The 22,209-nt window shown below is 38.2% G+C and carries 18 protein-coding genes and 1 other RNA gene; 15 read left to right on the top strand and 4 right to left on the bottom strand.

Translation table 11 applies throughout. From position 1 onward, the window contains the following. The first annotated feature begins 12 nt into the window (after positions 1-12). The 3 genes from accA to QL998_RS06955 all read left to right on the top strand — a co-directional run bounded on the left by accA (position 13) and on the right by QL998_RS06955 (position 2,711). Positions 13-969, top strand: a complete 957-nt coding sequence (gene accA / locus QL998_RS06965; RefSeq protein ID WP_024599973.1) for an acetyl-CoA carboxylase carboxyl transferase subunit alpha — start codon at positions 13-15, stop codon at positions 967-969. Positions 970-1,052: 83 nt separating this feature from the next. Continuing rightward, complete coding sequence (gene tilS / locus QL998_RS06960; protein WP_024606282.1) at positions 1,053-2,357, top strand: tRNA lysidine(34) synthetase TilS; 1,305 nt, start codon at positions 1,053-1,055, stop codon at positions 2,355-2,357. Continuing rightward, positions 2,358-2,711, top strand: a complete 354-nt coding sequence (locus tag QL998_RS06955; protein WP_182712625.1) for a hypothetical protein — start codon at positions 2,358-2,360, stop codon at positions 2,709-2,711. Between the two features lie 30 nt (positions 2,712-2,741). Here QL998_RS06955 and QL998_RS06950 read toward each other — a convergent pair whose 3' ends face one another. Beyond that, positions 2,742-3,638, bottom strand: a complete 897-nt coding sequence (locus QL998_RS06950; protein WP_290192381.1) for a GGDEF domain-containing protein — start codon at positions 3,636-3,638, stop codon at positions 2,742-2,744. 133 nt (positions 3,639-3,771) lie between these two features. Between QL998_RS06950 and QL998_RS06945 the strand changes: the two genes are divergently transcribed. Continuing rightward, on the top strand, positions 3,772-5,745 hold the full coding sequence (locus QL998_RS06945) for a monovalent cation:proton antiporter-2 (CPA2) family protein (RefSeq protein WP_290192380.1): 1,974 nt from the start codon (positions 3,772-3,774) through the stop codon (positions 5,743-5,745). Between the two features lie 15 nt (positions 5,746-5,760). On the opposite strand, the gene QL998_RS06940 is transcribed toward QL998_RS06945, so the two are convergent. Next, entirely contained in the window at positions 5,761-6,906 is a 1,146-nt protein-coding gene (locus QL998_RS06940; protein ID WP_290192379.1) for a patatin-like phospholipase family protein, read from the bottom strand. A 239-nt stretch (positions 6,907-7,145) separates the two neighbouring features. Between QL998_RS06940 and QL998_RS06935 the strand changes: the two genes are divergently transcribed. From QL998_RS06935 to QL998_RS06915, 5 genes are all read left to right on the top strand, one after another. After that, a complete protein-coding gene (locus tag QL998_RS06935; RefSeq protein WP_039484317.1) occupies positions 7,146-8,021 on the top strand; it encodes a DUF3014 domain-containing protein in 876 nt (291 codons plus the stop codon). A 139-nt stretch (positions 8,022-8,160) separates the two neighbouring features. Next, positions 8,161-8,257, top strand: an RNA gene (gene ffs, locus QL998_RS06930) — signal recognition particle sRNA small type. 133 nt (positions 8,258-8,390) lie between these two features. Next, positions 8,391-9,020 (top strand): Tn7 transposase TnsA N-terminal domain-containing protein, encoded by a 630-nt coding sequence (locus QL998_RS06925; RefSeq protein WP_290192378.1) that lies wholly within the window; start codon positions 8,391-8,393, stop codon positions 9,018-9,020. Continuing rightward, positions 9,013-10,836, top strand: coding sequence for a Mu transposase C-terminal domain-containing protein (locus tag QL998_RS06920; protein ID WP_290192377.1), 1,824 nt, complete (start codon positions 9,013-9,015; stop codon positions 10,834-10,836). Before QL998_RS06925 ends, QL998_RS06920 begins: the two co-directional genes overlap by 8 nt. Before the next feature lie 2 nt (positions 10,837-10,838). After that, entirely contained in the window at positions 10,839-11,855 is a 1,017-nt protein-coding gene (locus tag QL998_RS06915; RefSeq protein WP_290192376.1) for a TniB family NTP-binding protein, read from the top strand. 122 nt (positions 11,856-11,977) lie between these two features. Here QL998_RS06915 and QL998_RS06910 read toward each other — a convergent pair whose 3' ends face one another. Beyond that, positions 11,978-12,874 carry a bacteriophage abortive infection AbiH family protein gene (locus QL998_RS06910; RefSeq protein WP_290192375.1) on the bottom strand — a complete coding sequence of 299 codons (897 nt, stop codon included), beginning with the start codon at positions 12,872-12,874 and terminating at the stop codon, positions 11,978-11,980. A gap of 191 nt (positions 12,875-13,065) precedes the next feature. Further along, the gene (locus QL998_RS06905) at positions 13,066-13,977 is read right to left on the bottom strand and encodes a hypothetical protein (RefSeq protein WP_290192374.1); all 912 of its coding nucleotides are present in this window, start codon (positions 13,975-13,977) and stop codon (positions 13,066-13,068) included. Between the two features lie 321 nt (positions 13,978-14,298). On the opposite strand from QL998_RS06905, the gene QL998_RS06900 reads away from it, so the two are divergent. The 6 genes from QL998_RS06900 to csy3 all read left to right on the top strand — a co-directional run bounded on the left by QL998_RS06900 (position 14,299) and on the right by csy3 (position 22,052). Further along, positions 14,299-14,604: a helix-turn-helix transcriptional regulator gene (locus tag QL998_RS06900; RefSeq protein ID WP_290192373.1), complete on the top strand. Its 306-nt coding sequence runs from the start codon at positions 14,299-14,301 to the stop codon at positions 14,602-14,604. Between the two features lie 101 nt (positions 14,605-14,705). Continuing rightward, positions 14,706-15,920 (top strand): SIR2 family protein, encoded by a 1,215-nt coding sequence (locus QL998_RS06895; RefSeq protein ID WP_290192372.1) that lies wholly within the window; start codon positions 14,706-14,708, stop codon positions 15,918-15,920. Further along, positions 15,917-17,695, top strand: coding sequence for an ATP-binding protein (locus tag QL998_RS06890; protein ID WP_290192371.1), 1,779 nt, complete (start codon positions 15,917-15,919; stop codon positions 17,693-17,695). Before QL998_RS06895 ends, QL998_RS06890 begins: the two co-directional genes overlap by 4 nt. Positions 17,696-17,794: 99 nt before the next feature. Further along, complete coding sequence (locus QL998_RS06885; protein WP_290192370.1) at positions 17,795-18,970, top strand: TniQ family protein; 1,176 nt, start codon at positions 17,795-17,797, stop codon at positions 18,968-18,970. Between the two features lie 3 nt (positions 18,971-18,973). Continuing rightward, positions 18,974-21,025, top strand: a complete 2,052-nt coding sequence (locus QL998_RS06880; RefSeq protein WP_290192369.1) for a type I-F CRISPR-associated protein Csy2 — start codon at positions 18,974-18,976, stop codon at positions 21,023-21,025. A gap of 97 nt (positions 21,026-21,122) precedes the next feature. Continuing rightward, complete coding sequence (gene csy3, locus QL998_RS06875) at positions 21,123-22,052, top strand: type I-F CRISPR-associated protein Csy3 (RefSeq protein WP_290192400.1); 930 nt, start codon at positions 21,123-21,125, stop codon at positions 22,050-22,052. Positions 22,053-22,209: the final 157 nt, after the last annotated feature.

Raw genomic sequence — 22,209 nt, 5'->3', positions numbered from 1 at the left:
GTAGTTTAGAGCATGAGCCTCAATTATCTTGATTTTGAGCTTCCAATTGCAGAATTAGAAGCAAAAATTGAAGAATTACAAAATATAAGCCGCGCTGGCGAATTAGACCTTGAGTTAGAAGAGGAAGTCAGCAAACTAAAAGAAAAAAGTGCCAAACAAAAACAGGAGATTTTTTCTAATTTAGGCGCTTGGCAAGTATCACAGTTAGCACGTCATCCGTTGCGTCCTTACACTCGAGATTATATCGAGCGCATTTTCACGGAATTTGACGAGTTTGCTGGCGATCGTACTTTTGCTAACGATCCGGCTATTTTAGGTGGCGTTGCGCGTTTAGATGGCGAACCAGTAATGGTTATTGGCCAACAAAAAGGCCGTGACACTGCTGAAAAAATTAAACGCAACTTTGGTATGCCAAAGCCAGAAGGTTACCGTAAAGCATTACGCTTAATGGAAATGGCTGAGCGTTTTAAAATGCCAATCATGACTTTTATCGACACACCGGGTGCATACCCAGGTGTTGGCGCTGAAGAGCGTGGTCAATCTGAAGCAATCGCACGTAACTTAAAAGTAATGGCGACACTTAAAGTGCCGACAATATGTACGGTTATAGGCGAAGGCGGTTCAGGTGGTGCATTAGCAATTGGTGTTGGCGACAGAGTTAACATGTTGCAGTACAGTACTTATTCTGTAATTTCGCCTGAAGGTTGTGCGTCAATTCTTTGGAAAAGCGCCGACAAAGCACCACTTGCAGCAGAAGCTATGGGTGTAACTGCAGAGCGCGTGAAAGAACTAGATTTAATCAGTAATTTAATTGATGAACCTCTAGGTGGAGCGCACCGCAATTACGATGGTATGGCACGTAACTTAAAAGAACGCCTAAAACGTGACTTAGCTGATCTTCAAGCGCTTACGCTTGAAGAAATGCTTGACCAACGTTACAAACGTTTAATGTCGTTTGGTTATTGCTAAACGCATTAAATGTTAAAAAAAAGCCGCTTATGCGGCTTTTTTGCTTTAAAATGTTCAGAGTTTTTATATTAAAGTGCGCCCATATGCATAAATCAGCAATTTATCAGCAATTAAAAAAATCACTAAATAGCTATATTGAGCAAGGCAACACTGCTTTTGCAGTGGCGCTCTCTGGTGGCGTTGATTCTGTGGTGTTGTTGCATTTAATGCGCACTTTAAAAGCAGATAACCCTGCAATTAATGTCTCGGCTATTTATGTTCACCATGGCTTGAGCCAGTATGCTGATGACTGGCAACGCTTTTGCAAAAACGTATGTATTGAGCTTAGTGTGCCTTTTGAAGCTGCGAAAGTTGTCATTGATCAGCAGTCGCGCACAAGTCTTGAAGCTCAAGCACGCGACGCCCGTTATAAAGCGCTTGATGAACTAAGCCCACAAGGCAGCATTATTTTACTGGGCCAACATTTAAACGACCAAGTAGAAACGTTCTTACTGCGCTTAAAGCGTGGCTCGGGTTTAAAAGGGCTTGGTGCTATGTATAAAGAGCGTTTGCTGCAAAGTGGCCGTGTATGTTTTCGGCCATTGTTGAACGTTAAGCGAAGCGATATAGAAGCGTTTGCAGCGCAGTTTAGTATTCGCCACATAACCGATGACTCTAATACAGATGAAAGTTTTGATCGTAACTTTTTACGCTCAAAAATAGTGCCTGTGTTAGCTGAGCGCTTTAATGGGTTTGAGCAATGCACTGCACGAAGTATTGAGCTACTACAGCAACAACAAAATCTACTTGATGAATATACCCAGCTTGATTTAAATAAGTGTGTTAACGAGCATCAAGCACTGTGCATTAGCCAAATAAGTGAATACAGCGCAGCGCGCATTGCAAATATAGTACGTGCGTGGCTTGCACTATTTACTCAAGTGATGCCATCGCAAAAGCAACTTGAGCAAATTATTAATCAAGCAATGTGCGCAAAAAACGACTCACAGATGCGTATCGACTTGCTAGATGGACAAATACACCGGCATCAAGGTTATTTGTATTTTGTAACACCAAGTGAAGTATTAACAGATACAGAGCTGAATCATTCAGAACTAAAACTTGCTGATGGGCGTTTATTAATTAAAAGGGCTGGTAGCGGTGTAAGACCTCCACACGCTAATGAGCAAGTAATAGTGCGCTTTAATTGCAATAGTGCGCGTATAAAACCACTTAAAAAGCCTGGTAGTAATACAGTTAAGCATTGGTTTAAAGATGCAAAAATAGCACCGTGGCTTCGCGCCAGCGTACCGCTTATTTTCTATAATGATGAATTAGTGCAAGTGGTTGGTTATTTTATAAGTGCTAAGCATGTTGATGAAAATGGTATTTTTTGGGAGTGTAAATAAATGAGTAAACAGCCGCATGTTGGTTTGTCGTTAGTGACTAAAGCGCCAATGGGTATGCTGATAACGGCCGTAATAGCTATTATCGCTAATGTTTTACTTGAGTTAAATATAGTTACGTTAGGTTATGCAGTTGCGGGTGGAGTTGTATCTTCAGTACTTTTATTAGCTTATTGGTTAGGTAAAGGTGGATTGTTTTTTATTTTAGGCGTGAGCCTGCCACTGCTTTTAGTATTATTTACACCGCTTGCGACTATTACTGCATTACTTAATTTAATTAGCGGGTTCTTTTTTGGTTTTTGTGCTGCGTTGTTTATTTATAAATTGGTAAGTGCAAAGCCTAGCGGGGGAAGCTAGGCTTTTTTATTTAATGCAGTTAAGTAAAGGCTAATATGCTTTTGCGCAGTTTCTACCTGATGCCTTTGCTTTGTATAAACCTTTATCTACTCGAGCAAATATCTCAGTTTCGCAATCTTGGCTGTTAGCTAAAGTAAAACCAATACTGGTTGTTACTTTATACTTAGACATTAATGGCGATTTTCTTACTAAGCACATTATACGCTCAGCAATCACTTTATTAGTTGTAAACTCAGGGTCTTCAATAAGTAAAGCAAACTCATCACCACCAAATCTAAATACCGAATCAGTGCCGCGTATACTACTACACAGTACTTTTGAAAATTCTTTAAGTGTATCGTCACCAATTTTATGGCCGAAGTTGTCGTTAACTTGTTTAAAGTTATCCAAATCAAGCAACATTAAACTAAATGGACGTTGATAACGGCGACAGTTTTCAAGCTTTTGAAGTAAAAAGTCATTAAATTGACTACGATTATTTAAACCGGTTAACGCATCCTTTGTGGCAAGCTTTAGTACGCGGTTATACATCATCGCATTACGAAGTGGATAAACCAACGCAGTATGTAATGTATGTAATTTTTTCTCAATTGCGTGACCAAGCGGGAATTTACTAAAATAGATTAGCTGCCCTAAGTGGTCTTTATTAATCGCTAAATCAAAAATATAGGGTGTACTACTTGTATCACTTTGTGATGTTTGAGCAGTACCTAAAGTTGATTGAAACTGCAATCCAGAAAAATTGAGCAATTGTTTTGCAAATTTAGCGTAAATAGCCAGAATATCCTCGATCACTAAGCTTGTTTGTAGCTCTGCGACGAGTTCATGCGTTTCAGTTATTTCATTTGTTGGCGAATGTTCAGCTGAAAACGGCAAAAAATCACCGCGACCAGACACACGCTGCGTCAAAATATGGACGTTTTCCATTAAATTCTCCCCCGAGGGTGTTACTTTGCAATAACTAAGCTATTTTTGTGCCATATTTTAAAATTGCATGAAAAACATATGGTTGTTATATTTACTTACAAGCTACTAGTTTAATTTAAACGCGAGGCTGCATTTGCAAAGTATTAATGCTCAAATTTTTGGCTTATTAGTCGCGGCAGTTCTTTTTGTGTGGTTTTTTAAGCGCATTGGCTTGCCGCCTATTTTAGCGTACCTAGCAACGGGGGTTTTAGCCGGTAGTCATGGTATTGGCTGGCTTGCACATTCTCACGAAATAGAGTTTGTAGCTGAACTGGGTATTGTGTTTTTGTTATTTAGTTTAGGGCTAGAATTTTCTATTTCTCGGCTAATGGCAATGCGCAACCTAGTATTTGGTTTGGGCTCATTACAAGTAGGTATAACCAGTTTACTCTTCATTATTATCTTATATTGTTTAGACTTTTCCCTACTCACCAGCTTTACTATTGGCACAATTATGGCGCTTTCTTCAACTGCGGTGGTTGTTAAGCTATTAAAAGAGACGGGTGAGCTTAATCAGCGACGAGGGCAGTTAGCCGTTGGTGTGCTGCTTTTTCAAGATATTGCTGTTGTTCCTCTATTAATAATACTTCCCTTATTTGCATCAAGCGACTCACAAAGTATTGGCTGGGCTTTAGCCTTTGCCCTAAGTAAAGGTGCATTTGTATGTGTGCTCCTTTGGGCAATTGGTAAATGGGTATTGCCCATTGTATTTAAAGAAATAGCGCAAGTACGAACCGATGAATTGTTTGTACTTACCACTATATTAGTAGCGCTATTTGCGGGCTTTTTAACGTATATGTTTGGCTTGTCTATGGCATTGGGCGCATTTTTAGCGGGAATGATGTTAGGTGAGAGCCATTATAGGCATCAGTTAGAGGCCGATATACGTCCATTTCGCGATATATTAATGGGGCTGTTTTTTGTAACTGTGGGTATGCAGCTAGATATTTTATTTGTACTGGCGCACATAGTAATAATTATCGGCGCATTGCTTGGGTTACTCATATTAAAAATTACGGTAGTAGCACTTAGTGCGCGGCTAATGCATGAACGAAACCAAGATTCACTCGCCTGTGGCATTATGTTGTGGCAAATGGGAGAATTTGGTTTTGTACTTATCGCACTTGCTGGTCAGCACCAGTTATTAAATTCAGAGCAAGCTTCATTTTTAATTGCACTGGGTGTGCTTTCAATGGCATTTACACCATTTTTGATTGATAAAACGCCATTTATTTTAAATCGTTTGGGCATACTCGATCGGCCAAGTTTAGCGCTGGAGAGTGAGCCACAAAGTAGTACACTTTATAGCGATCATGTTGTTATTTGTGGTTTTTCGCGTGTTGGACAAACTATAGCGCGTTTTTTAAAGCCCGAAGCAATAGACTACGTTGCCATCGAAAGTAATCCAATACTTGTACAAGAAGGCAAAGCGGCTGGCGAGCCTGTAATATTTGGTTATGTTAAGCAAAAAGATATTTTAAAGTGCGCAGGAGTAGAGCGAGCTCGGTTGGTGATTATTACTTTTACTGAGTTTGATCACGCGCAAGTTGTTATTGATGCCATAAAGCAAATAGCACCTAACGTTAAAATACTTATTAGGACTCGTGACGACAGCCAGCTCGATTATTTAAAAGCGCTAGGTGTAACCGAAGTGGTGCCCGAGTCGTTAGAGGCGAGCTTAATGCTCGTGTCGCATGTGTTGTCTATGTCGGGCGTACCCATGACACGTATTGTTCGCCGAGTAAGTAAAGAGCGACGTAATCGTTATCCATTAATGCAAAGTTTTTACGCAGGGTATTTTAAAGATAGCGAAGATGCCTCAACCGACCGATTAGAATATTTACACGTTGTAGCATTGCCCAAGCAAGCTTATGCCGTGAGTAAAACAATTGAAGATCTAAATTTAGAAAAGCGGCGAGTACTCGTAAAAGCACTTCGCAGAGAAGGATCCGAAATAGACACGCCATCAGCGCAAACAACCTTGTTACCTAACGACGTTTTAGTACTACAAGGTAAACCAAGGCGTGTTGAGCGGGTAGAGCACTACCTGCTCGACGGGATAGAATAATGTGCTTGTTTTGACTTAATCTAACTCTAAAAACTCACGCATTTTAGGCAACAGCGCCATGCCATCTTCATAGCCAATTTGCATTAAATGTTGGGTATAGCGTTTTTCAAACAATAGGTAACTGGTCAAACTCGATTGCGAATGTTTTTTAACACCGATTGTACGCAGTAATACTTTAATCGCCCACGGCATATCGTCGTAATATTGCGCGGCAATGGCGTTAAAGTTTTGCGAAGGGTTAATAACAAAGGTATCAATTTGCTTAAGTTCTTGATGTTTATCACGAGCGGGTAGTAATCCTAAAGTGCGGTTAACGCGTTCCAGTCGCTCTAAATCCGACTGCATAGTGTCGGTAAATACGCTATCAAGTAAATGCCCTGCAACAGCTGATAAGCCAGGGTAATGCGGCGAATAACCCGGTGGGTGAAGCTCTTTAGGCTGGTCGACCCCAATAATAAATATTTTTTCAGCACCTAAATGAATCGAGGGACTCAAGGGAGAAAGCTGATGTATAGAGCCATCACCAAAGTAATGGTTATAAATATTTACACTTGGAAACACCATAGGAATAGCACTCGACGCCATTAAATGCTCAACGTTAATACGAGTGGCTTGGCCTTCGCGTTTAGCGCGTTGCCATGGTGTTTGCGTATTTGATTGAAAAAACGCAACAGAGTCGCCCGTCGTATAACTAGAAGCTGTAATAGACAGCGCATCTAAATAATTACGGTGTAAGTTACGCTCTATCCGGTGCAAGTCTAAAATCTCATTGAGCAAACCACGTAGTGGGCGGTTATTTAGCAAACTCGCTGGTGGGTGATTAATATGCTCTGACTGAAAGCTAGTTAAAATATTACGCGCAATATGACCAAATACGCTTAAGAAGTCACTTTTATAAACCATCGAGGTCGAAAAGTTTTTCCAAACTGATTCAAGTTTTCGTACAGCTAAATGTGCACAAGAGGCGTAACATGCTAAAGCCGCAGAGTTAATAGCCCCAGCAGAGGTGCCATTTATTACTCTAAACGGTAATGGAGCTGTACGCGGCATGCTATGAGCGAGCGCTTTAAGTACACCCACTTGATAAGCAGCTCGTGCGCCACCACCTGTAAGTAATAAGGCAGTTTTAGGTTTTTGTGGATCAACTTGCTTGATTTTCATATTGGTGGTTAAACTGTTCTACGTCTTTACTTTATTTATTAACTGTAAGTCTTTAAGCTAGAAGAATCAAAGGATAACTGCCCTAATGCTTATTACATTATTTAATCACCCAATTTAGTAGGTAACTTACTTTGCTATAATTGCCGTATTATAAAATGTCATAGTATTTGTGTAAGAATGAATTTAATCCACTTAGCGTACTCTAAGTGATATCGCATTTTAATTTTTATGGAGTTCGTATGTCAGATAAACCAGAAGCATCAGATGTTCAAAAACGTCCACCTAATAACAATATTCTTTTCGCCGTAATTATTTTAATAGTCGTAGCATGTGCGGCCGCCTTCGTATTGCTCACACCAAGTGACGAGCAAGAAACACGCACTGAGGTAGAGCCCGCAGTTAAAGAGCAACCTATGATGGAGCTTAAACCCGAGAATGACCCAGTGGTAGACGCGCCATCTGTAATGCCAGAAAAACCAGCCGAGCTTGAAGTACCAGCACAAAGCCCGAGTGAGCCGGAGCCTGAAGTAGAGCCACTACCAACACTTAACGAAAGTGATGCAGTTGTGGTTGCTAAAATGGATGAGTACCTAAGCGACTCAGTAATGAGCCTAATGGTGACCGACGATGTAATTCGCCGTGGTGTTGTATTTGTAGATAACCTAGCTAAAGGTAAGGTAGCTAAAAAGCACACGCCTGTTGTACAGCCAGAAGAGAAATTTAGCGTTAATGAAGGGGATATCCTCACAATTAACCCTAACAGCTACGAGCGTTATACCCCGTATGTGAAAATATTTACCAGTATGAGTGCAGCGCAAGCCGTTCGCATGTACGAAGAGTACAAGCCACTTATAAATAATGCATACAGTGAAATTGGTTATGGAGATGATGAGTTTAATCAAACGCTAACCGATGCAATCGATTTATTACTTGATACGCCAGAGCCTGAAGGTGACTTGCCGTTACTTCGCGATTCAGTGACGTATCAGTATGCGTTTTCGGAGTGGGAGCAATTACCTGCTGCGCAAAAACAGCTTTTACGTATGGGTCCAGAAAACATGAAAAAAGTAAAAGCAGCACTTCGTAATATAAAAGCGCAGTTAGAGAACAATTAATACGCACTAAAACAGCTAAATACGTCGCGATTGTATATGAAGTATGCAATCGCACTTTCTTTTTAGATTATCCCTTGAATAACAGAGAAAAAGTAGAGATAATCCTTCCCGCGCCAACCAAGGCCCTCAATGGTAGTCTTATTGGTCCTCTCGCAACACTAGCAGGCGAACCTGGTCAGGCCCGGAAGGGAGCAGCCACAGTTTGTGACGTGTGTGCCGAGATGTGGCTGGTAAGACTGCCACCCAAATTCCTCATTTGGGTGTTGTTTGAAGTATAAGTTGACATGTTTTTACTAAAAGATGACATAAATTGGAAGTATAAGCTGGCATAGTCTAGTATTTAACCAAATGGTTAAATGGTTAACTCACATGTACGTAAAAAAAATCAAAAAATCTCCAATTAATCACAATCATAAATTTGCTAGTCAAAAAAATAAATCTACCTGTTTAGTTCAATCCTCTTTAGAGTTTGATGCTTGTTTCCATTTTGAATTCTCACCATCAATAGCCGTATTTGAAGCACAACCACTAGGTTACGAATATGAGTTCGATAACCGTATTTGCCCTTACACGCCTGACTTTTTACTTACCCACACAGACGGTACACAAAAATTTATTGAAGTAAAACCGCAAAGCAAAATTGCTGATGAAGACTTTCGTGCACGTTTTATTGAAAAGCAATCTATCGCTAAGCAAGGTGGACGCGATTTGATGCTGGTTACTGATAAGCAAATCCGTCTATACCCAACACTCAATAACTTAAAGCTTTTACATCGCTATTCTGGTTTTCAGTCTTTAACAAAGTTGCAAGCATCGGTGCTAGAACTTGTTAAGCAATACGGCTCTATTAAAGTGGGCCAGTTAGTTAGCTTTTTAAAAGCAACTGCCGGTGAGCTACTTGCTACAGTGCTACGATTATTATCATTAGGGCAGTTATTTGCCGACTTAACTACAAATGAAATATCAATAGAAACAGCAATTTGGTCTAATAATGTTTAATGACGGTTTGTTTGAAGATGAATTTAACCAGCCATTACCAAAAGTAGAAACCAAACCACCTCAAAATTACGCCAAAGACTTACAAGCCCTTCCTAAAAAAATAAAAATAACTACGTTTGCTAAGCTTAAATATATTCAATGGCTTGAGGCTAATATTCAAGGTGGTTGGACACAAAAAAACCTTGAGCCTTTATTAAAAGTAATGCCCGAAGTTGAGGGAGAAAAAAAGCCTAGCTGGAGAACCGCCGCTCGATGGTATAGCGCTTATACAAATGCGGATAAAAATATCATGGCGCTAATACCAAGCCACCAAAAAAAAGGTAATAGAACGCGCGATACAGCAACCGATAAGTTTTTTGAAAAAGCACTTGAGCGTTACTTAGTAAAAGAAAAGCCATCAGTGGCTTCGGCTTACAAGTTCTATAAAGACTTAGTTATTATTGAAAACGACAGTGTTGTGGGCAGAGATTTAAAACCTTTAACATATAAAGCATTTAAAAACAGAGTAGATAACTTACCACAATACGAGGTGATGGTTGCGCGTTATGGCAAGCGCCTTGCTGATATTGCGTTTAATAAAGTAGAAGGGCATAAAAGGCCTACCCGAATACTCGAAAAAGTTGAAATTGACCATTCACCGCTTGATCTTATTTTATTAGATGATGAGCTACATATCCCGCTTGGTCGGCCAACACTCACCATGTTAGTCGATGTGTATAGCCATTGTATTGTTGGCTTCTACTTTAGCTTCAGCGAGCCTAGCTATGATGCAGTAAGACGAGCAATGCTAAATGCGATGAAACCTAAAAGTGATGTGGTAAAACTATACCCAGATACGATAAATGAGTGGAAATGTGCTGGCAAAATTGAAACTCTCGTTGTTGATAATGGCGCTGAATTTTGGAGTAACAGCCTTGAACTTGCTTGTGAAGAGATAGGCATTAATACTCAATATAACCCTGTCGCAAAGCCTTGGTTAAAACCATTTGTAGAACGTATGTTCGGCACAATTAATACTGAATTATTAGACCCTGTTCCTGGTAAAACTTTTTCTAACATTTTACAAAGGCATGAATACAATCCCAAAAAAGATGCAATTATGCGCTTTACAACCTTTATGCAGTTATTTCATAAATGGGTAGTAGACGTTTACCATCAAGATGCCGACAGCCGCTTTAAGTACATACCAAGCCAATTATGGGATCAAGGCTTTAGTACGTTACCACCAACAATGCTGAGTAATGATGACCTTCAACAACTAGATGTTGTGCTCAGTATTTCAAATCATCGGGTACTTCGAAAAGGTGGAATACGGCTAGAAAACTTAAGCTACGACAGTACTGAATTAGCAAATTATAGAAAGCAATTTAGCCATAAAGTATCTCAAGAAGTTTTAATTAAATTAAACCCCGATGATATTTCTTATATATATGTTTACCTTGATAAGCTAGAGCATTACATAAAAGTGCCATGCATAGATCCAAACGGTTACACCCAAAATTTAAGTTTGAATCAGCACAAAATAAATATACGTATTCATCGCGATTTTATTTCGGGCTCTATCGATAATGTAGGCTTAGCAAAAGCGCGTATGTTTATTCATAATAAAATTCAAAACGAGTTTGAAGAGTTAAAAAATGTGCCAAAAAACTCAAAGGTAAAAGGGGGTAAAGCGTTAGCTAAGCATCAAAATGTAAATAGTGATTCACAAAAATTAATAACTCAGTGCAAACCTATAGAGCCTAAAGAGGTCACCCCTAAAGAGCAACCAACTGATAGCTGGGATGACTTTATTTCAGACTTAGATGGATTTTAATTATGCTGACCGACAAACAAAAAGAAAAGCTGAATGAATTTCGCGATGTATTTATTGAATACCCAATAATAAGCACGGTATTTAACGACTTCGACAGATTAAGACTTGGTAAAGGGTTAGCGGGCGAAAAGCCCTGCATGCTGTTAAATGGGGATACAGGCACAGGTAAAACAGCACTAATAAAACAGTATAAAGAACGCCATTTGCCTCAATTTATTAATGGTGTTATGAATCATCCTGTATTAGTAAGCCGCATACCTAGTAACCCGACATTAGAGTCTACTTTAGCTGAACTTCTTAAAGACTTAGGACAAATAGGCAGCACAGAGCGGAAATTGCGAATAAACAGTACTCGGTTAACGACATCATTAATAAAATGCCTAAAGACATGTGGTACAGAGCTTATAATTATTGATGAGTTTCAAGAGTTGATTGAACACAACCAAGGTAAAAAGCGCCGCGAGATTGCCAACCGATTAAAATATATTAACGATGAAGCGGGTGTATCAATTGTATTGGTAGGTATGCCGTGGGCAGAAAAAATAGCAGACGAACCCCAGTGGTCATCGCGTTTATTAGTAAGGCGGCAGCTGCCTTATTTTAAATTATCAGAAAACCCAAAGCATTTTGTACAACTAATAATTGGCCTAGCTAACCGAATGCCATTTACCGAAAAGCCAAATTTAAGTGAGCAAGCAACAGTATTTGCTTTGTTCTCACTATCAAAAGGCTGTTTTAGAACATTAAAATACTTTTTAGATGATGCGGTACTTTATGCATTAATAGATAACGCTAATACCCTCACCACTAAACACTTGGTCAAAGCATTTGATGTACTTTTCCCTGATGTACTTTTCCCTGATGTACCAAACCTATTTACTTTGCCCGTTGCAGAAATTACAGCAAGCGAAGTTGAACGCTATTCACTATACAAACCTGAAAGCGCCCAAGACGAAGACCCATTTATAGCGACCAAGTTTACTGACCGAATGCCTATTAGTCAGTTGTTGAGAAAGTGAGTTGTCAGATGTAAAAGTATGAATGTTTGACTTTAGCTTGCTTAAATAAGATAACATATAAATTAATAGCTTTTAATTCATATGTTAGCTTACATTTAGCATATAAAAAAACTGCAAGGGATCTATGGAAAGTCCACAGTCCTCTTCAGCGGATATTGTTGAGCGAGCTGCTTATAGGTTCCAATACTTAAGTTTCCTATTGGAATGCCAATTTGCTCAAGTATGGTTCTGTGAGCAGTTGCTTCGATTAGGCTGTATGAGTAACACTGCCAGTGAGCATCAGGAAACTGATCCACCATACGCGAAAAATAAGGAAGATCTATTTTATTGAGTGAATGGCCAATTACGGTAATCACTGATATATCCTTAACACTACTTTCTAATAAAGTATTAAGTTTATCTCTTATGATATCAGCTACGGGTTTTCGAAGAACTTCTAATACTCTCCGTCCATTATTAATAGCTACTGTATAATAAGAGTCTTCTTCAGCAATAGCTTGGGTTACCGCTTCTGTGTGACCAAAAATTAAAGGTTTCGCTTGTCCTACATTGCCGTGGATATGATAAACGTGCTCCACAGGGGTTTTGTATAACTGTTGTAGTGTAGAGGTATAGTTGAAGTTAATGAATTTAGCTGTATCTGGGAAAGTCATTTGCTGGACTGAACTTTCTAAATTTATGCTATTGATCCATGTAGTAAAACTTCTGGTTATACTCTGGATAGTATCATTACTGAAATCCTCTACAGCATCTTCAAGTCCATACATTTGCTGTGTTGGAAAGTCATCGCCAGAGAAATCCATAAAGTCGTTTTCATCTATCAAAATAGATTCATCAAATTTACCTAACACATTTTCAAAGTCACTCCAAAGTTCTTCTTCTTGCAAGCCATTTGGGAAGTAGTGCTCAATTTGATTGAGATATTCACGGTATTGCTGGTAAAAATCTTTGTAACTTGTAGGCAAGTTATGCCACAAGTCAAAGCCGTTACCTATAATAAATAGATGATTTGAGTTCAAGAAAGTTTCCTTATTTTTATCTATGATAACGTTATGGGAATGAAAAAAGTAAAGGTTTTTTAAGTTCAGAATTAAATGCTTTTAAAGAAATGATGCGTCAATAAATGAGTAAGTCAAACTTTTAAAAATAAAAGGGTGTTGGAATGAGCTTGTTGAGTACCCAGCTGTTTTCGAATATTTCTTTCCACAATTCACGTATAACTCTCAAAATACACGAGTGATTTTCTTTTTACCTGCTTTGCTTTTAGTTGTGCTTGTTGCAGCTTATGAGGACTAGGCTCAGGAAATGATAACCACTTATAAGGGTAGCTTCCTTTTCTAAACAACCTGCAAAGTACCGCAGAGTTAGGCACTGGCTTAAAATTACGTAATGCACAGTCACTAAATGGGAAGAGTATGTAAAGCTTATTACCTTCTTTTCCTTTTTTGCTCAACATTTGACACGTCGCCAATATATACTCATTAGTGTCTATCATTACATTGAAGCGGTTGAAGCTCCAAGAGTCAGCATTGAGCAATTTCGCTTGTAATTTGTACTCTCTGGTCCCGATAAAGGTGGTAAATGGCAACTCTTTTGCGGGTAAACCAATAGTGTTATTTCTAGTTAAGTTATTAATTGCTTGCTTGGTTATTCTCTTCTTGCGTTCAACTTCTCGCTCTAATGCTTGTTGGGCAGCGAGTCTTTCAGCTTCGACCTCTTTTTCTATGTCATTTTTGAGTGCATCATCACACCAGCTATAAATCCAATTTGAGTAAGGCTCTATATTATGAAGTGCATCAATAACAGCTTCTATGGGCTGCTCAATGAATTGAGATAGGTCGATTTCTAATGTTGGTACTTTATTATTTTTTAAAAAACTTACTTTCTCATCGCTACATTCAGCAGTGACTTTAACTTCAATACATATTCTTCCCAGCGATGTTTCCAGTTCAACATCCATTTTGTATTTATCTAACGGCGACTCTACCGAGCCTCGTAGTATTTTGACGAATTTTGGAGGTCGTACTTTGGTTTTACCCATGTGTTTACATTTAACGGAAGGAAGTAATATTTGTTCTTGAGCGGCTAGATATTCTTGCGCGAACCTGTGTAGAGCTGTCATTAAGCAGGATCTTTTCTCAGGCTTTGAGGTGTGCGCAAATGAGTGTGCTTTTATTTTCCCTCCATTGCGTGCAATTAAAGGGTCATTACATGCGATACAAAAACAGTTACATGCTTTACCATTTTTAACGTTATTTATTGAAACAATCTTACCAAAAGCATCACTAGCAAAGACAAGCATAAAATTCCTTTTAACTCATAAATTTATAGTTTAAGACATTACTAATTAAGTGTATATTTAAAAACTAAAACATCCTTAGTACACTTATAGGTTAGATACTAAGAGAATCTTAGCAATATATGTTTTATAGCTAAGGTTCTCATGGAAACTCCAACACCTTCACGCCTAAAGTCTGCAAGAAAAGCAGCAGGCCTTACTCAGCAACAGCTAGGTATGGCGTTAGGCATGGAGCCAAACACGGCTAGTGCTCGCATGAACCAATACGAAAAAGGCAAACACGCACCTGATTTTTTAACAATGAAACGCATTGCTAAAGAGCTAGATGTGCCAGTTGCTTACTTTTATTGTGAAGAAGATATTCTATCGGAACTAATTTGTGCACTTGGTAAGCTGGAAAAGAGCAGGCAAAAAGCTCTGCTCAGTCAGCTTATTGAAAATAAAAAATAGAATAGCCTTTTAGTGAACATTTGGTTTTATCTGGTTACCAAAGAAGTTCGAATAAAGACTTACATCAGCTCCCCTAATCGAAGTAGGAAAAGGAATTAAGTATGGCAAGCGAGTTCAAGTTAATGGATGTATATGAGCAAAACCTCAACTTTTTAATAGGAGCTGGAGCGTCTTATGGTTTCCTTCCAACGTTAGCTCTAGAAGTTGTAGATGAAGCAGGAAATAAATGTACCTTTGAAACTCTTGCAAAAAAGTATGAGTCTGAAAAACAAGCAATAACACTATTATTCATGCTTTACTATCAAGAGTGTATTAGAGGCGGACTACCAAATGTATTTTCAAGTATCCCTCCACATCCTAAAAGGCCAATTAATCAAGAAAATGTGGTTAATGAATATAAACGTTTTTTATCCACTCTAGTTTCTATGTTAGATAGGCAAAAACCATCCGAGAAAAGAGCTAATATATTCACAACAAATTATGATAATTGCTTGGAAACAGCAAGTGAAGAATTGCTATCAGAGCGCAATGCTTTATTTGTAGTTAATGATGGAAGCGTTGGTTTTCAGACACGTACTTTTCATACGAGAAACTTCAATCATAGAGTTGTTAATAAAGGAGCTTTTGAACGCCATGATACCCTTCTACCACAAATAAACCTACTTCACGCACATGGTTCTGTTCATTGGGAAAAAGCACAAAAAGATAGTGAAATCAAACTTAATTATGGTCAGAGTAACTACATAATTCATTTTGAACAAAAAGAACTTGATATCATAAATGCCTTCAAAGATATTTTGTATGATAAAAATAAAACAATACTCGATATAGATAGATTTTTATCCTCGGAAGACTTATCTAAGTTGAAACTTAAAGAGTTTTGGGAAAAATATGAAAGTATCCCAATAGTTAACCCAACAAAATGGAAGTTTCACGAGACGGTATTTGAAGAAGCATACTATCAAATTTTGAGACACCTGAGTTACGAGTTAGAACGGCCTAACTCTGTTCTGATTACTTTTGGTTTTTCATTTGCTGACGAACATATTTTAAGTCTAATACTACGTTCACTTTCTAATCCTTCTCTAACGATGTACATATCGTGTTTTGACAACGCAGAGCTAAACCTTATGCAAGATAAGTTTAGAGATTACCCAAATGTTGGCTATATTTGCTCTGATGAAAGCATCCTTAACTTCACTAATTTTAATGATACTAAGTTCACCTTAAATAATTATAAACATAAACCAAAACAGCAAAATACGGTAGAACCTATTCCACCCCCAGTGCTCCCTTTAAATGGCGGGAAATTATGAGTATAGCTATTGGTGAAGTTATTTCGGTAAAGGGTACTAACATCGTTATAGAGCTGTATGAAGAATCTAATAAAGAAACACTTTTCTATGATGGTGTGAAATTCCATGGTGTCTCGATTCAAGAGTTTGTGCTGATTCGCCGAGGGTTCAAAGATGTGGTGGCTCGAGTTCAAGGTGAATACTTAGATGAGAGATTTAAAAGTGAAGAAAGCAATTACTACATTCGTAAAGTAGAGCTAGTTCCCATAGGATATTTTCAATCAGATAAATTCTTTGAAGGAATTAAACATCTGCCTATGATACGGGATATTGCTTATTTGATGAGTGACGATCAAGTAAAAAAAATATTCGGTAAATCTGATTACAATTTTATCGTAGGTGAAACGCTCACGGAAGAGATTCCAGTGTCATTACCATGGGAAAAGCTGTTTAATACACATTTAGGTGTTTTTGGGAACACAGGAAGCGGAAAATCAAATACACTAACAAATCTTTACACAACCCTTTTTAGTAACAAGCTCGACAAAATTATAGGTAAAAGTCATTTTGTAGTAATTGACTTTAATGGTGAATATACCAATAACCAGTTAATAGCTAACCGAGAACATAAACAAGTGTACCAGCTTGATACTCGTAGTGACAATGGTGACAAGTTCCCATTAACTAGTGAAGCTTTTTGGGATGAAGAGTTATTTGGTATTTTGTTTAAGGCCACTGAGAATACTCAAAAGCCATTCTTAAAACGAATAGTATCTGGCCGTGCTAGGTTTCAAACTAACAGCATGAGCTTAGAAAGCTACGTAAAGAAAATACTCAAAAAAGCCCTTATAAGCACGGCGCATAAGAAAGAGTTTGTTGATTTAATCTATGAAATAGCAAAGCTCGTAAAATCTGTCGATTTAGAGCAATTGGCAAATCAAATGGGATGGCATGGGAAGGATGGTAAGTTATATTTTCCTAATAAAGCTGCACATAAATTCCTCAGTGGTGGTGAATCAGACCCAGCTTATGTAACCCATTGTAAAGATAAAATTGATAGTGTTAGCATTAGCCAAATGACACCCTTTAATGAGTTAAAACTTAGAATAAATACTCAGCTGCTTTCAGACCTTGTGAGTGGGTATGTTCAATTCGATCATATACAGCCTTTATTGAAAAGGGTAGAGGCTTCTTTAACTTCCTTAGATCGAGTTTTTAACGTGGTTACTGAGCAGCCTCAGCCTAAGTTGTTAACAATACTATCATTAAGAAAAACCAATCAAGAAATCAAAAAAGTTTTACCGTTATTACTTGCTAAGTTCTACTACAGTTCTCACAAGCAGCAGGTAATTAACCAAAATCCGACGCAACAAACGTTCCATATGATAATTGACGAAGCTCACAATGTCTTGTCCATGCAGTCCACTAGGGAAAGTGAAAGCTGGAAAGATTATAGATTAGAGTTGTTCGAAGAAATTATTAAAGAAGGACGCAAGTTTGGTTTCTTTCTGACATTATCTAGCCAAAGGCCTGCTGATATTTCGCCAACAGTAATGTCTCAATTACATAATTTCTTCATTCATAGGCTGGTTAATGATAGAGATCTTAAGTTGCTTGAAAACACAATTAGTTCTTTAGATGATCTTTCAAGGCAGATGATTCCTAATTTAGCGAAAGGTTGTGCTGTAATTACCGGAACTTCATTTGATATTCCTATGGTTGTTCAATTTAACGAAGTTGCCGAAGGCTCTCGGCCTGACAGTGATGATATCAATATTGGAGAGCTATGGAGTTAAACCTGTTAAGTAAACTTCAACTATTTATTCAAGTAAAGTTTGACTGACAGTAAAAGCTAATCTAAACCTAAACTAAGATTTTCTTAGTTTAGGTTGGCGATGCATTTTTTAGTTCAAACAAAACCTTACTCAGATGAGGCGCTTGAAAGCTATTTGTTGAGGCTTGCAAGGGATAACTCATATGATGGTTATAGTGAGCTTGCTGATATTTTGTGGCAATGGCTCGCAGAGCAAGATCATGAGCTCGAAGGTGCGTTGCCGTTAGAGCTGAGTAAAGTTGATGTTTATCATGCTAGGCAAGCGAGCAGCTTTAGAATAAGAGCGCTTAAGTTAGTAGCCCAATTAGCAGATGTTAACGCTGGTGATATTCTTGCGCTTGCATGGCGGCGCAGCAACTTTAAATTTGGCAACTTAGCAGCAGTAAGCCGAAATGAACTGACAATTCCCCTTGAGTTACTTCGCACTTACAACATACCTGTTTGCATTGAATGCTTGTTTGAATCTTCTTACGTTCCTTTTTATTGGCATTTAAAGCCCTATAAAGCGTGCCATAAGCATAAGTCACAATTAACTACACAATGTAGGGAATGCCATAACTTAATTGATTACAGAGCTTCTGAGGAGTTTTTAGAGTGCAGTTGTGGTTGTAAACTCACCAATAGTGAACAGTTAAACGATGCAGACTTTAAAATTGCATTTGCGCTTGCAAGTAGTAACAGTCATAAAATAGTGGGGTTGATATCGTGGTTTGCGAAGGTTAAGCAACTTGATGTAAGCGATGCAGACTTTAACCGTACTTTTGTTGATTACTTTAGTACTTGGCCTGAAAGCCTTACCGTTGAATTAAACTTACTCACAAACAATGCGCGGCTTAAGCAACTTAACCCTTTTAATAAAACTAAGTTTAACTCTGTGTATGGCAGTGTGATCCGTGATGGTCAAATAGCTGCAACAAGTAACCGTAAAAACAAAGTTCTTGATGAGATTATTAATTACTTTGTCGAATTAGTTGATAGTAATCCTAAAGCTAAACATCCAAATATTGCTGACTTACTGCTTTGTACTTTTGACACCGCAGTATTATTAAACACCACCACAGAGCAGGTTTATAGGCTTCACCAAGAAGGCTTTTTAAACTGTGCTTATCCACAAAAAAAGCACGAACAGCTCAGAGCTGATAGCCATGTTTTTTATTTACGCCAAGTGATTGAGCTACAACAAGCATTCGCAGCTGAAAAGCCTCAAACAAAAAAACAATTTATAGCGCCGTGGTAACTTATGAACTTACAAGATGCACTTGCAATTGAATCACTAAAAGAAAAAACCACAGCACTTAGAAAGTTGTTTGCTCCATACACGCCTCATGTTGCGGTAGATGGCTTTGAAGAACAAGTTCTTGTTGTGCTCATTAATCTAGTTTATAAGCGAAGTGAGATTGATGATTTAACAAGTGTAAGAACCGCTAAGAGTGTATTACTCGATGAAGTGTTATTGAGTAAGTGCATTAACGAAGTGAAATGGTTTCATACTCATAATTTAAAATACCCTGATATACGCGTAAGCCATCAACGTTTAATTAGTGAAGTTGTAAGTGAAGATATTGCGGGTATTTGTAGCCGGTCATTATCTTTAAGTTTTGGCTGGTCGCACAACAGTGCTGAAATTAATCATGCAAAGCTATTTTTAACCTCATTTAGTTGGCAGGGCGAAGTGACTTGTTTAGCAAAGTTATTAATAACTGAAGAGCCTGTTTGGATTAATTTAATAAGAGCCTACGGGTTTACTAAAAAGACGGTTTTAGACATCGCGGGTAAAATAAAACAGCAGTTGCCAGTGGCAGAGCTCCCATTAGAAGTAAGCTCTTTTTCACCACAATTACAAATGCCATTTCAGCAAAGCTACCTTGCGGTTACGCCTGTAGTAAGCCATGCAATACTAGCTAAAATTCAGCAATTAACAACAGAACGTAAGTTAAACTTTGGTTTAATTGAGCACTCAAGGCCAGCCAATGTAGGCGATTTAGCAAGCTCAGTAGGTGGCAATATAAGAGCCTTGCGTTACTTTCCTAAAACAAATTCAAAGGCTATTAACCGCTCTAAAGTAGCCAATGATGATATTGAAAAAGCATTTAAAATTCGTGCGCTATTAAGCTATCAATTTCAACAGGCGCTTTTGGTGTTAGTGGGTATTAAGCAGTTTAATACGTTAAGGCAAAAGCGATTAGCGCGAGTAGCGGCTATTAGGCAGGTAGGTGTTAGTTTGCAGTTATGGCTTGATAACATTCTGGAAGCTAAAAATAACGCGCAAGAGAAAGCTTATCCTGAGTGGGCTAAGCATTACTTAGATCAGAGTATTACTAACTGTATTAGCCAATTTAGTAACATACTAAATGAGAGCCTAGGTACTTTAAGTAAGCTCAAACGCTTTGCATATCACCCTGATTTAATGGGGTTGTTTAAAACGCAGTTAAACTATGTGTTTACTCATTGTACAACTGAAGAAGAAATATTAAATGATGAGCAAATAGTGTATGTACATTGCCAAGATATGCGAGTGTTTGATGCCGAGGCAATGGCTAACCCATATATTCAAGGTATGCCGTCACTTACAGCTTTAAATGGGCTTGCTCATAACTTTGAGCGAAAGCTAAAAAACTTTATAGACCCTTCAATTAAGTGTATTGGCAGTGCCATTTACATTGAAAACTATCAATTACATACAGGTAAACCATTACCTGAACCAAGTAAGTTAAAACAAGTTGCTGGCCGTAGCCATGTAATAAGATCAGGAATTATCGATAAACCTAAATGTGACATAACACTCGATTTAGTATTTAGGCTTTTCGTATCAAATGAAGAGATACTTAATAAGTTAAATAGTCAGCTTATAAAGCCCGCACTACCATCTACTTATGCAGGCGGGACAATGCATCCACCTTCGTTATATCAAAATATTGACTGGTGCCATTTGCATACTAAACCGAGTGAACTTTTTAAAAACTTTAAAGCAAAATCGTCAAATGGTAGTTGGTTATACTCGTCAAAAAAAGTAGTTAAAAGTTTTGAACAATTAATTGATGCCCTTAACGGTAACTTTAATTTAAGACCCGCTGCAATTGGCTTTGCTGCGCTTGAAGAACCCGTAAAGCGAGATGCAGCATTACATGAATACCATTGTTATGCTGAACCCGTAATTGGGTTGTTAGAGTGTGTTAGTAATACATCAGTAAAGTACGCAGGCGCTAAGCAGTTCTTTCATGACGCATTTTGGGTTATGGATGTTCAAAAAGAGTCTATGCTTATGAAAAAGTCTAAGTTTGAGTATGAATAATGCAATTACCTCGGCACTTAAGTTACACGCGTTCGCTCTCACCCAGTAAAGCGGTGTTTTTTATAAAACACCAGAGTCTGACTTTGAACCGCTACAAATAGAGCAAAATAAATTAGTTGGGCAGAAGTCAGGGTTTGGCGATGCGTATCAAAAGCAAAATGTGGCTAAAAATTTAGCGCCACAAGATCTCGCTTTTGGGAACCCACAAACAATTGATGTGTGCTACGTGCCTCCAACGGTAAATGAACTATTTTGCCGTTTTTCACTCAGGGTTGAGGCTAATAGCAATGAACCACATGTTTGTGATGACCCTAAAGTTATTTATTGGTTAAAACGGTTTTTTGAAACTTACAAAAAACACAATGGTCTTAATGAAGTTGCAACTCGCTATGCTAAAAATATACTGATGGGGAACTGGCTTTGGCGTAACCGCCAATCACCAAATATTGATATTGAAATCCTTACTGAATATGCAGCCCCGATCATTGTTGAAGGTGCGCAAAAACTAAAATGGCAAGGCAATTGGCAAAATAATCAAACAGCATTAATAACATTGTCAGAATCTATTCAAGAAGGGCTCAGTAACCCTCAAAGTTATTGTTATTTAGATATAACCGCAAAAATTAAAAATGCATTTAGCCAAGAGGTTCACCCTAGTCAAAAGTTTGTAGATACTGTTGAACAGGGCATGTCATCTAAACAGCTTGCATACACTCAAGTGGGCGATAAAAAAGCAGCAAGTTTAAACTCACAAAAAGTAGGGGCTGCTATCCAAACTATCGATAATTGGTATGAGGGAGGCTACAAACCTTTGCGCACTCATGAGTATGGTGCAGATAAGCAAATATTAGTTGCACACAGAACACCTAAGACCCATTCAGACTTTTATTCATTACTCCCGCGCATTGCCATACATATTAAGCACATGGAAAGACATGGTTTAGGACAAAATGAAGAATCAAACGCAGTTCACTTTATTGCTGCAGTGCTGATTAAAGGTGGCTTGTTCCAAAGGAGTAAAGCTTGAAGCGCTATTATTTTACTATTACTTATTTACTGCGTATTCCGGTGATGGTGAACACCGATTCCGGTTTTATCGTGAACACTTAAATTCCACGCATTGGGTTCATGACATTTTTAACCTAAGTGTTCACGATGGTCAATTTTAGATTGAATTTTTCTCA

Origin of the sequence: Pseudoalteromonas sp. APC 3691 (assembly GCF_030408135.1) — a bacterium.
GTDB lineage: Bacteria > Pseudomonadota > Gammaproteobacteria > Enterobacterales > Alteromonadaceae > Pseudoalteromonas.
This window is presented reverse-complemented; position numbering and strand designations above follow the sequence as displayed.

What these genes read in the sequence shown, in the direction of transcription:
- QL998_RS06885 (WP_290192370.1), top strand. Translation starts at nt 17,795, where the DNA reads ATGCATTTTTTAGTTCAAACAAAACCTTACTCAGATGAGGCGCTTGAA.
- tilS (WP_024606282.1), top strand. Translation starts at nt 1,053, where the DNA reads ATGCATAAATCAGCAATTTATCAGCAATTAAAAAAATCACTAAATAGC.
- QL998_RS06955 (WP_182712625.1), top strand. Translation starts at nt 2,358, where the DNA reads ATGAGTAAACAGCCGCATGTTGGTTTGTCGTTAGTGACTAAAGCGCCA.
- QL998_RS06925 (WP_290192378.1), top strand. Translation starts at nt 8,391, where the DNA reads ATGTACGTAAAAAAAATCAAAAAATCTCCAATTAATCACAATCATAAA.
- QL998_RS06920 (WP_290192377.1), top strand. Translation starts at nt 9,013, where the DNA reads ATGTTTAATGACGGTTTGTTTGAAGATGAATTTAACCAGCCATTACCA.
- QL998_RS06900 (WP_290192373.1), top strand. Translation starts at nt 14,299, where the DNA reads ATGGAAACTCCAACACCTTCACGCCTAAAGTCTGCAAGAAAAGCAGCA.
- accA (WP_024599973.1), top strand. Translation starts at nt 13, where the DNA reads ATGAGCCTCAATTATCTTGATTTTGAGCTTCCAATTGCAGAATTAGAA.
- QL998_RS06950 (WP_290192381.1), bottom strand. Translation starts at nt 3,638, where the DNA reads ATGGAAAACGTCCATATTTTGACGCAGCGTGTGTCTGGTCGCGGTGAT.
- QL998_RS06905 (WP_290192374.1), bottom strand. Translation starts at nt 13,977, where the DNA reads ATGACAGCTCTACACAGGTTCGCGCAAGAATATCTAGCCGCTCAAGAA.
- QL998_RS06890 (WP_290192371.1), top strand. Translation starts at nt 15,917, where the DNA reads ATGAGTATAGCTATTGGTGAAGTTATTTCGGTAAAGGGTACTAACATC.
- QL998_RS06935 (WP_039484317.1), top strand. Translation starts at nt 7,146, where the DNA reads ATGTCAGATAAACCAGAAGCATCAGATGTTCAAAAACGTCCACCTAAT.
- QL998_RS06880 (WP_290192369.1), top strand. Translation starts at nt 18,974, where the DNA reads ATGAACTTACAAGATGCACTTGCAATTGAATCACTAAAAGAAAAAACC.
- QL998_RS06940 (WP_290192379.1), bottom strand. Translation starts at nt 6,906, where the DNA reads ATGAAAATCAAGCAAGTTGATCCACAAAAACCTAAAACTGCCTTATTA.
- QL998_RS06895 (WP_290192372.1), top strand. Translation starts at nt 14,706, where the DNA reads ATGGCAAGCGAGTTCAAGTTAATGGATGTATATGAGCAAAACCTCAAC.
- QL998_RS06915 (WP_290192376.1), top strand. Translation starts at nt 10,839, where the DNA reads ATGCTGACCGACAAACAAAAAGAAAAGCTGAATGAATTTCGCGATGTA.